At 31.7% G+C, this 11,896-nt stretch carries 10 protein-coding genes; 7 read left to right on the forward strand and 3 right to left on the reverse strand.

The features are described 5' to 3' along the window. The first annotated feature begins 54 nt into the window (after positions 1-54). The 5 genes from brxB (at position 55) to CD121_RS02750 (ending at position 6,288) form a co-directional block, all read left to right on the forward strand. Positions 55-492, forward strand: a complete 438-nt coding sequence (gene brxB, locus CD121_RS02730; protein ID WP_017637930.1) for a bacilliredoxin BrxB — start codon at positions 55-57, stop codon at positions 490-492. Positions 493-506: 14 nt separating this feature from the next. Further along, positions 507-1,496: an aromatic acid exporter family protein gene (locus tag CD121_RS02735; protein WP_029055306.1), complete on the forward strand. Its 990-nt coding sequence runs from the start codon at positions 507-509 to the stop codon at positions 1,494-1,496. Between the two features lie 348 nt (positions 1,497-1,844). Continuing rightward, the gene (locus tag CD121_RS02740) at positions 1,845-2,966 is read left to right on the forward strand and encodes a M20/M25/M40 family metallo-hydrolase (RefSeq protein WP_126567401.1); all 1,122 of its coding nucleotides are present in this window, start codon (positions 1,845-1,847) and stop codon (positions 2,964-2,966) included. Between the two features lie 78 nt (positions 2,967-3,044). After that, a complete protein-coding gene (gene gnd, locus CD121_RS02745; RefSeq protein WP_108000360.1) occupies positions 3,045-4,454 on the forward strand; it encodes an NADP-dependent phosphogluconate dehydrogenase in 1,410 nt (469 codons plus the stop codon). 187 nt (positions 4,455-4,641) lie between these two features. Continuing rightward, positions 4,642-6,288, forward strand: coding sequence for a glycoside hydrolase family 13 protein (locus CD121_RS02750; protein ID WP_126567402.1), 1,647 nt, complete (start codon positions 4,642-4,644; stop codon positions 6,286-6,288). A gap of 73 nt (positions 6,289-6,361) precedes the next feature. On the opposite strand, the gene CD121_RS02755 is transcribed toward CD121_RS02750, so the two are convergent. Next, positions 6,362-7,231, reverse strand: coding sequence for an AraC family transcriptional regulator (locus tag CD121_RS02755; RefSeq protein WP_017637936.1), 870 nt, complete (start codon positions 7,229-7,231; stop codon positions 6,362-6,364). 231 nt (positions 7,232-7,462) lie between these two features. Next, on the reverse strand, positions 7,463-8,947 hold the full coding sequence (zwf, locus tag CD121_RS02760) for a glucose-6-phosphate dehydrogenase (protein ID WP_017637937.1): 1,485 nt from the start codon (positions 8,945-8,947) through the stop codon (positions 7,463-7,465). Positions 8,948-9,245: 298 nt separating this feature from the next. Here zwf and rnz point away from each other — a divergent pair, with 298 nt between their 5' ends. Continuing rightward, positions 9,246-10,166, forward strand: coding sequence for a ribonuclease Z (gene rnz / locus CD121_RS02765; RefSeq protein ID WP_126567403.1), 921 nt, complete (start codon positions 9,246-9,248; stop codon positions 10,164-10,166). Between the two features lie 50 nt (positions 10,167-10,216). Here rnz and proC read toward each other — a convergent pair whose 3' ends face one another. Then, on the reverse strand, positions 10,217-11,029 hold the full coding sequence (proC, locus tag CD121_RS02770; protein ID WP_017637939.1) for a pyrroline-5-carboxylate reductase: 813 nt from the start codon (positions 11,027-11,029) through the stop codon (positions 10,217-10,219). Positions 11,030-11,134: 105 nt separating this feature from the next. On the opposite strand from proC, the gene CD121_RS02775 reads away from it, so the two are divergent. Next, complete coding sequence (locus CD121_RS02775; protein WP_017637940.1) at positions 11,135-11,896, forward strand: SDR family NAD(P)-dependent oxidoreductase; 762 nt, start codon at positions 11,135-11,137, stop codon at positions 11,894-11,896.

Here is an 11,896-nt window from a genome sequence, read left to right on the forward strand (position 1 = left end):
ATAATTAGTAAAATAAAGACAGTAAATTAAAAAAATGAAAGGTGATTCTAATTTATGGATTTAAATTTTGATTTATATATGAATGGAGTCGTAGATCAAGCTAGAAATGAAATTGAAGAAGCTGGTTATGAACAATTAACTACAGCAGACGAAGTAGATAAAGTTTTAAAACAAGATGGCACAACATTAGTTATGGTTAATTCTGTATGTGGTTGTGCGGGTGGTATTGCTCGTCCTGCGGCTACACATGCACTTCATTATGATAAATTACCTGATAGACTCGTAACAGTGTTTGCTGGTCAAGATAAAGAAGCAACACAACAAGCAAGAGATTATTTTGAAGGTTATGCACCATCAAGTCCTTCTTTCGCACTTATTAAAGATGGTAAAATCACTGAAATGATTGAACGTCATCAAATCGAAGGACATGATGTAATGAATGTCATTAGTCAATTACAAGGATTATTTGATCAATATTGTGAAGAAAGATAAGAGGTCATAATTAGATGCTCAAGTTAAATCCTTATAAGATTGGATTTAGAACACTCAAGACAGCTGTTGGTATGACTCTAGGCGTTATTATTTGTAAACTACTAGGCCTTGATAATTATGCTTCAAGTGCGATCCTAGTAGTTCTTTGTATAAAACATACAAAAATGCATTCTTTAACTGCTATTATTTCACGTTTAGTATCTTGTTTATTAATATTATTTTTAGGTTCTGCAATATTTTCCATACTTGGACAACACGCAATTGTGTTAGGTTTAATAGTATTGCTATTTATACCGTTAACAGTTGTATTGAATGCACAAGAAGGTGTCATTACAAGTTGTGTTATTTTATTACACGTTTTTAATGCTAAAACAATCGATGGACATCTTATAATAAATGAAATACTATTACTCATTGTTGGGCTAGGTATAGCATTTATTATGAACTTAATGATGCCAAGTTTAGATAAAACATTAAAACGCTATAAAAATGACATTGAACACCAAATCACCGATGTATTTATTGCATTTGACAAAGCTTGCAAACAACAAAACCATGACCTAAATATAACGTTCGAACCACTGGTTTTAAATATTAAAAAAGCAAAATCTTTAGCTTTTAGAGATGTTAAAAACCACTTCGTGAGAAATGAAAACTCATATTATCATTATTTTGATATGCGAGAAGAACAAGTTGAATTATTAAAACGAATGAAATTTTTAATAGAAAATATTCAAACTAAAGATCCTATTTTAGAGCATATTTCACAATTGCTTTGTGAAATTGGTCATAACGTCAATAGTAATGATTATACTGCTTTAAGATTACATTCCTTATATGAAATACGACTATCATTAGATGAATTACCTTTACCAACATCACATCAAGCACTCAATTCACGTGCTAATATCATTCAGTTGTTAAATGAATTAGAAGAATATTTGAATATTAAATCTCACTTTGGTTCATTAAAAATGCATAGTGAAATTAAGAACTTCGCATAAAAAACTAATAAGTATATTAAAAAATAGCCAGTGGCATATATGCCACTGGCTACTTCTATTAAGAACATCTTTTAATATCAGATTAATTCATCATAGGAACTAAACTTGTAAGTAGTAGTGCTAAAACTACAGCAACTAACATAACAATAATAATAATACGTAAAACTTTATTCATTATAAGGTGTTCCTCCAATTGCCTAATACATATTAAATTGTGTCTTAATTTAATACGAAATCTAATTATAAGATAACATTATATGATTTAAATCGAGAATGCAATCAATTTATTTTTGATATATTCAGAATTCAGTTAAACTATAGTTATATGATTAAGGGGGAATATTAAAGATGAATAAAGAACGTCTCTTAAATACATTTTTAGAATTAGTAAAAATTGACTCAGAAACTGGACATGAACAAGTCATCCAACCCATTTTAAAAGAGAAATTTGAATCACTTGGTTTAGAAGTTAAGGAAGATCAAGCAAGTGAGACAGAAGGATTAGGTTCTAACAATCTTGTTTGTACATTAAGAAGCAATTTATCAGATAAAGATGTTCCGAAGTTGTATTTTACAAGCCATATGGACACAGTTGTGCCAGAAATTAAAGTTCAACCTAATGTAGCGGATGATGGCTATGTATACTCAGATGGAACAACAGTTTTGGGGGCTGATGATAAAGCAGGTTTAGCCGCTATCATAGAGGCAATCACTACAATTAACGAACAAAATTTATCACATGGACAAATCCAATTCGTTATTACTGTAGGTGAAGAATCAGGATTACTTGGTGCCCAAGCACTAGATACTTCTTTATTAGATGCTGATTTTGGCTATGCAATTGATGCGAGTGTTGACGTTGGAACTACAGTTGTTGGTGCGCCAACACAAATGAAAATCAACACAACGATAAAAGGGAAAACCGCACATGCTAGTACGCCAACAGAAGGTATAAGCGCTATAAATATTGCAGCTAAAGCGATTAGTAAAATGAAACTTGGTCAAATTGATGACTTAACAACTGCTAATATAGGTAAGTTTCATGGTGGTTCTGCTACTAATATAGTGGCTGATGAAGTTGTTATAGAGGCAGAAGCACGTTCACATAATGAACAAAGTATTGAACAACAAGCTCAACACATGAAAGATACTTTTGAACAAACTGCAAGTGAACTTGGAGGTCAAGCTCAAGTAGAAATCGAGAAAAGTTATCCTGGTTTCAAAATTAGTGATGATGCCGAAGTAACCAAATTTGCTAAAGCAAGTGCAATTAGTTTAGGTCTTAAAGGTGATACTGTTATTTCTGGTGGTGGATCAGATGGTAGTATTATCAATACTTATGGAATACCGTCTGTCATTTTAGGTGTTGGTTATGAAAATATCCATACTACTAGTGAAAGAATAGCAGTAAAAGACCTTAATTTATTAACAAATCAAGTTCTAAAAATAATTGAACTCGTAGCAGAATAGCACGGTCAATTTAGTGAAGTAAATACTTAATTTGTGATACAATACTATTGAAATATTCGAATAAGAGAGGTAAGTAATATGACACAACAAATAGGTGTAGTAGGTTTAGCCGTAATGGGTAAAAACCTTGCATGGAACATCGAATCACGTGGTTACAGTGTATCTGTTTATAACCGTTCAAGACAAAAAACAGATGAAATGGTAGAAGAATCAAAAGGAAAAAGTATCCACCCAACATATTCATTAGAAGAATTTGTTAATTCTTTAGAAAAACCCCGTAAAATTTTATTAATGGTTAAAGCCGGACCTGCTACTGATGCAACAATAGATGGTTTATTACCTTTATTAGATGACGATGATATTCTTATTGATGGCGGTAATACTAACTATCAAGATACAATCCGTCGTAATAAAGCTTTAGCTGAAAGTGGTGTTAACTTTATTGGTATGGGTGTATCTGGTGGAGAAGTTGGTGCCTTAACTGGTCCTTCATTAATGCCAGGTGGACAAGAAGATGCATATAATAAAGTTAGTGATATCCTTGATGCTATTGCAGCAAAAGCTCAAGATGGCGCTTCTTGCGTAACTTATATTGGACCAAATGGTGCTGGACACTATGTAAAAATGGTTCATAACGGTATTGAATATGCAGATATGCAATTAATTGCTGAAAGTTATGCAATGATGAAAGACTTGTTAGGTATGAGTCATAAAGAAATTTCTCAAACTTTCAAAGATTGGAATGCAGGAGAACTTGAAAGTTACTTAATTGAAATTACTGGTGATATTTTCACTAAATTAGATGAAGATAACGAACCTTTAGTTGAAAAGATTCTAGACACAGCTGGTCAAAAAGGTACTGGTAAATGGACTTCTATTAACGCATTAGAATTAGGTATTCCATTAACAATTATTACTGAATCAGTATTTGCTCGTTTCATCTCATCTATCAAAGAAGAACGTGTAAATGCATCAAAATCACTAAATGGTCCAACTGCTTCATTTGATGGTGATAAACAACAATTCTTAGAAAAAATTAGAAAAGCTTTATACATGAGTAAGATTTGTTCATACGCACAAGGTTTTGCTCAAATGAGAAAAGCAAGTGAAGATCATGAATGGAATTTAAAATTAGGCGAGCTTGCAATGATTTGGAGAGAAGGTTGCATTATTCGTGCTCAATTCTTACAAAAAATTAAAGATGCCTATGATAACAATCCAAACCTTGAAAACTTATTATTAGATCCTTACTTCAAAAATATCGTAACAGATTATCAAGACGCTTTAAGAGACGTTGTTGCAACAGGAGTTAAAAATGGTGTTCCAACACCAGGTTTCTCTGCAAGTGTAAACTATTACGATAGTTATCGTTCAGAAGATTTACCTGCTAACCTTATCCAAGCACAACGTGACTACTTCGGTGCTCACACTTATGAACGTAAAGATCGACAAGGTGTATTCCATACACAATGGGTTGAAGAAGAATAAATAAATTATTTTAACGTCTTACATACATATGTAAGGCGTTTTTTATAATCTTTTTATTACTCCCAAAGATATAAGTAACTGATTTACTATATAAAATAAATATTTTGACGACGTTTCATTTTAAAGATAAAATAATTACTAAAGAAACCGGTTTCATAACAAAATATTAATAGAGGTGTGTTTTCAAATGACAAAAAATTGGTGGAAAGAGGCAGTAACATATCAAGTATATCCAAGAAGTTTCAAAGATAGTAATAATGATGGTATCGGGGATTTACCAGGTGTTATTGAGAAATTAGATTACTTAAAAGACCTAGGCATTGATGTCATTTGGTTAAGCCCAATGTATAAATCTCCTAATGATGATAATGGGTACGATATTAGTAACTATCAAGATATAATGGATGAATTTGGTACAATGGATGATTTTAATCGTTTATTGGAAGGAGTTCATCAAAGAGGTATGAAATTAATACTTGATTTAGTTGTTAATCATACTTCTGATGAGCATCCATGGTTTATCGAATCTAAATCAAGTAAGGACAATCCTAAACGTGATTGGTACATTTGGGAGGACCCGAAAGAAGATGGCTCCGAACCAAATAACTGGGAAAGCATTTTTAACGGGTCAACTTGGGAATATGATGAGCATACTGGGCAATACTATTTCCATCTATTTAGTAAAAAACAACCAGATTTAAATTGGAATAATAAAGAAGTAAGACAAACTGTATTCGATATGATGAATTGGTGGTTTGAAAAAGGTATCGACGGCTTTAGAGTTGATGCTATTACGCATATTAAGAAAACTTTTGAAGCAGGTGATTTACCAGTACCAGAAGGTAAAACATATGCGCCGGCATTTGATGTAGATATGAACCAACCTGGTATTCAAGATTGGTTACAAGAAATGAAAGATGAATCATTATCTCAATACGATATTATGACTGTTGGAGAAGCAAATGGTGTAACACCAGATAATGCCGATGAATGGGTTGGCGAAACTAATGGTAAATTTAATATGATTTTCCAATTTGAACATCTAGGTTTATGGAGTACAGGAGATTCACAATTTGATGTTACTGCTTATAAAAATGTATTAAATCGTTGGCAAAAGCAACTAGAAGGTAAAGGTTGGAACGCGCTCTTTATTGAAAATCATGACCAACCTCGTCGTGTGTCCACATGGGGTAATGATAGTCAATATTGGTACGAATCTGCCACTAGCCATGCTGTTGTCTATTTCCTTCAACAAGGCACGCCGTTTATTTATCAAGGTCAAGAAATTGGTATGACAAATTATCCATTCGAAAGTATAGAAACCTTTAATGATGTTGCAGTTAAAAACGAATACCAAATCGTTAAAGAAAATGGTGGAGATGTTAATCAATTATTAGATAAGTATAAAATGGAAAACAGAGATAATTCACGTACGCCTATGCAATGGAATAGCAATAATTATGCCGGATTTACCAATGTAGAACCATGGTTCCCAGTCAATCCAAATTATAAAGAAATCAACGTTGCTGACCAATTAGAAGATGAAAATTCTGTTCTAAATTTTTATAAATCATTAATTCAATTAAAAAAATCAGCTGATATTTACACATACGGTCAATTTGATTTAATTGATGCTGATAATCCAAATATATTTGCTTATACTAGAACGCTTGATAACGAAAAAGTATTAATTGTTGGTAACTTAACTGATAAAGAAAGTAAACTTAATTTAGATGACGACATCAAAGTATTCGATATATTACTTCACAATTATGATACTGATGTTAATTTTGATAAGATTCAACCTTATGAAGCTTTTGTGCTTAAAATTTAATTATATTTAATGAAAAACATGCCTTTAATACTGACATATAGTCATTATTAAGGGCATGCTTTTTTATACATTTTCAATTGTCATAATCATAATTTTCTTGTTCTACAGGTAACCACAGTTGTATTTTTGTAAAAGGATCATCAAATGATATATCTAATGGGTATACCTCCACATATAAACTATCTCTTTGATAAGGTAAAGTTAATTGCAAACTTGTTTCAATATAATACCAAGCTTCATTCACCGTATAATCAATTTCACCTTGTAAATTAAACTTAGCATAATGCCTACCAGGTAGGAATCTACTTTCTAAATGAGCAGGGTATCGTTCACTTGGTACACCTACAAAAATTTCTAAACCAGAATCAAGAGGGCAACTTATGACGAATAATTCAAATGGACTTACATCATTATAACGCTGTAACTCTTTTAATTGACCATCTAACAACAAATCTTCTAAAAAATCAGGAACATTAAAAGGATTTGATAAATCCTTAGCGTCAATATAACGTGCATATCCAACTAACGAAATATCATCAGTCTTTTCATGTCTATATGGATAAGGTGCTCTTTCTGTAGTTGTCAATTTTATATAAATTCGTTCTTGCATTTTGAGTTCATCTTTTTTAGTTGATGCTTGAATTGGTGAAACGCCATGAAAATCACTAAAGTCATTTGCAAAATCATTTGAATTTGCATATCTATACTTTTTAGCAACATCTACCAAGCGACTCGCACTATGTTTAACATCTATAGCAGCTAATGTGAGTTTTCTTGCCCGTGCATACGCCTCTGGTGATAACCCTACAATCATTTTAAAAGATTGTTCAAGGTGAAAGGGGGAGAGACCAACGTAATCACTTAATTCTTGCAAATTAAACGGCTCAAGTAGACGGTCTTCGATATAAACAATTGCCTGTTGTATTTGCTTGATAACGTCCAATATATTCACTCCAATTATTTTCAATCATTAACTTTTATTCTACATTATTTTGACTAAATATACACCTGAAAGCCTATCAATAAATCAAATTAATAAAAAAGTGAACGACTACAGAAACTGAAATGTTGATGAACTCAACTCACTTGTTTGGAGATAAGATATCAAACATCACAGTTATACTATAATCATTCACTATTTGATTTATTTAGTCACATTTTCAATTTAAACTTTTTATTGAATATCGTCCCACCAATGATTACCATCTCTACTTAGTAGTAAGTCACTTTCTAATGGACCGTTCGTACCAGATTCATAGTTAGGGAATTCTGGTTCCACCATTGACCATTGTTCTTGAATAGCATCAACAAATTTCCAAGTTGATTTAAGTTCTTCCCAATGAGTAAAGTTAGTTGGATCGCCTTTAAGACAATCGAAAAGTAAATTTTCATATGCATCAACTGTATTCATTTTATCTTGTGCACCCATAGCATAAGAAAGTTGTACAGGTTCTGTATCAATGCCTTGAATGTTTTTCTTAGCATTTAAATGTAGTGATACACCTTCATTTGGTTGAATATTAATAACTAATAAGTTTGAATCTAATAATTTGTCAGTTTGATAATATAAGTTCATTGGAACTTCTTTAAATTCTACAACGACTTGAATCGTTTTAGATTTCATGCGTTTACCAGTTCTAATATAGAACGGTACGCCTGCCCATCTAAAGTTGTCGATAGTTAATTTACCAGATACAAATGTAGGTGTAATAGAGTCTTCTGCAACACGATCTTCATCGCGATAAGCTTTAACTTGTTTACCATCAATTACTCCTTCGCCATATTGTCCACGAACGAAATTCTTTCTAACATCTTGTGGACGTAATTGACGCAATGATTTTAATACTTTAACTTTTTCAGCTCGTATATCCTCACTATTCAAACTAATAGGGGCTTCCATAGCTAATAAAGCAACCATTTGTAACATATGGTTTTGAACCATATCTTTTAAAGCGCCACTAGATTCATAATAGCCGCCACGATCTTCTACACCTAAAATTTCTGAAGATGTTACTTGAATATTAGAAATATATTTATTATTCCAAAGAGGCTCAAACATTGCATTAGCAAAGCGTAATACCTCAATATTTTGAACCATATCTTTACCTAAGTAATGGTCTATACGATAAATTTCTTCTTCTTTAAATGAACGACGAATTTGATTGTTTAGTGATTCTGCTGATTTTAAATCACTACCGAATGGTTTTTCAATAACTAAACGTTTGAAACCACTAGTATTAGTTAATCCAGATGATTTTAAATAATCTGAAATGACTCCGAAAAACTGTGGCGCCATAGCAAGATAAAACAGACGATTACCTTTTAAACTGAATTGAGTATCTAATTGATTACTAAACTCTAGTAATGATTGATAACTTTCTTCATCACTCACATCATGTTTATGATAAAACACATGTTCCATGAATTCATCAATTCGTTGTGTTTCTTTAACGTGATTTTGGATTGACGCTTTAACTTGTTCACGGAATGTATCGTTACTAATATCACGACGTCCAATCCCTATAATAGCTATATGTTCATCTAAGTTGTCTTGTTGGAAAAGATGGAAAATGGAAGGGAATAACTTTCTATGACTTAAATCACCAGTTGCTCCGAAAATTGTAATTAAACAAGGTATGTGTTTTTGTTTTGTACTCAAGAATAAAACCTCAATTCTATAAAAGATATATGATTATTATATTATATGATAAAGAAAACTTATGGTCATATAATATGCTTTATTAAAGTTCATAAGCAATTTATCATTTAAATAAATGATAATCGATATCATACATATTTACCAAATTATACGACTCACAAACATGTGTAAAACTATGATATGAAATTAAAACTAATACGTTGTACTCAAATGGAATATTGATAATTATATTTTATTTCTTATTATAAAAATTGTCATTATATATGATAGAATGAATCGAAGAGAGGGAGGTGTGAGCATGGAAGTCACATTTTTCGGTACTAGTGCCGGACTACCAACTAAAGAGAGAAATACGCAAGCAATTGCTTTAAATCTAGAACCCTATTCCAATTCAATTTGGTTGTTTGATGTAGGAGAAGGTACCCAACATCAAATTCTTCATCATTCAATAAAATTAGGTAAAGTTGATCATATTTTTATTACTCATATGCATGGAGATCACATTTTTGGGCTTCCAGGGTTACTAACGAGTAGGTCCTTTCAAGGTGGAGAAAATAAACCTCTTACATTAATTGGACCTAAAGGAATACAACAGTATGTAGAAACAACATTATCGTTGTCAGAATCACATCTCAATTATCCAATTACATACATAGAAATCGATGAACGTTTAGATTATCATCATGACGGTTTTACAGTTCATGCTGAAATTTTGAATCATGGGATAACGTCATACGGTTATCGATTAGAAACACCTACAACACCTGGAACAATAGACGTAGAATCACTTAAATCAATCGGTCTTGAGCCTGGCCCTAAATATCAAGAAGTTAAAATGAATGATACTTTTGAATTTAATGGGAAGATATACCAATCTGATCAGTTTAAAGGAAATGCTAAATCTGGACCAATTGTTGCTATTTTTGGAGATACCAAGCCATGTCATAACGAACATATCATAGCGAAAGATGCTGATGTTATGGTACATGAGGCAACATACATTGAAGGGGAAAAGACGCTCGCAAATAGCTATCATCATAGTCATATAGATGATGTCTTTGAACTGATGAGCAAAGCAAATGTTAAACAAAGTTTGATAACACATATGAGCAATAGATATACAAAAGAATATATTGATGAAGTTTATAATGAGTTGAAAAATACCACAGACACACCTAACTTTACATTCGTTAATGATTTTGACTCATTCAAAATTTAAATTTAAAACGCCACAGAGACAAATTCTGCGGCGTTTTAGTATATAATAAATTAATCTTCAGTTTTAGATAATTCAACACTGCGATCAACAGCTGCACTTAAACAATCCTCGAAAATAGCTACTAAGTCATATTGAGATAAGGCATCTAAACCAGCTTGTGTTGTACCACCTTTAGAAGTAATATTCTTTCTTAATTGTTCCATACTTAAATCTGAACGTTCAATCATCTTACTCGTACCTATAATTAAATTACGTATAGACTCTTCAACTTGATCTTTTTCCAAACCTAATTCAGTACCTGCTTTAACATATTGTTCAAATACATGATATAAAAATGCAGGTCCGCTTCCAGTTATAGCTGTTACCTGATGTAAATGGTTTTCTGAAACTTCAATAACTGAACCAAATGCGTTAACTAATTCATTAACTTCATCTTTAGATTTAGGACCGAAATTGTTAGAGTAACTTATACCTGTTACAGAATGACCTACTTGGGCATTAGTATTAGGCATAATACGTGCTAAAGGATTATTAGTATTCAATTGTTCTCTAATATAATCAATTGATAATCCAGCCATAATAGAAATAAAACGGTTATTTTCTGTAATTGAATCTTTAATTCTCTCAGCTAAAGCTTCAAAATCATGGGGTTTAGTGCCTAAAAATACGTAATCTGCATCTTTAAGTAATGCTTCATCATCATAACTATAATTGACACCTAATTTTTCAGCAAAATCTTTTAAAGCTTTCTCGTTAGACTTATTAGTTAAATAAATGTCATTAGGATCTAAATTACTAGAGTTTATTATACCTGTAAAAATCGCTTGTGCCATATTACCAGCACCATAAAATACAAGTTTCATATACTTCACATCACCTTCATTTTAATTATAAAATAATGATACTTTAAGAATATAAATATATAGTAACATAAATTGTAAACGGTATATACGAAGGAGGGATTAAACATGATAGGACAACATTATATAGTTACAGGAGGAACAAGTGGACTGGGATTAGAAATTGTACATCAACTTATTAAAAGAGGTGCTAAAGTAACAATTCTTGCACGTAATATTGAAAAATTTCAGCAAATCAATTTTGGTTCTCAATCCTATTTGGTTGATGTCTTAAAATGTGATTTACAAAATCAAAATGATATTAGGGCTTTATCGAATAAAATTAAATCTCCAATTCATGGACTAGTGTATAGTTCTGGTTTAGGATATTTTAAATCTTTATCGGCTCATACAACCGATGAAATCATAGAAACGTATAATATAAATATCATTAGCTTCAATTTACTTTTTAAAATACTAAAACCTCATCTAGTAGAACACGCACATATTATAGGCATTTCAAGCCAAGCTGCTTTTGTCACACAAGCGCATGCAGCACATTACGGTGCATCTAAGGCTGCTTTTAACCAAATTCTTAATGCTTTACGATTAGAAGAACCACATCTCCATGTGATGACTGTTAACCCAGGTCCAATCGATACACCTTTTCATCAAAAAGCTGATCCGTCATTATCTTATTTTAATCAATATCGCTCAATCATGATTAATTCGAAACAACTAGCTTCTAGAATAGTAGAAGGTATCATTTTAGAGAAAGAAGAAATTAACCAACCATCATGGATGCACAATATGTTAAAACTATATCAATTAGCTCCAAGATTTTTAGAGAAACATTTTTCTTCATTGTTTAAGAATAAAACGAATCACTAA

Origin of the sequence: Staphylococcus pasteuri (genome assembly GCF_003970495.1) — a bacterium.
Classification (GTDB): Bacteria; Bacillota; Bacilli; order Staphylococcales; family Staphylococcaceae; genus Staphylococcus; species Staphylococcus pasteuri.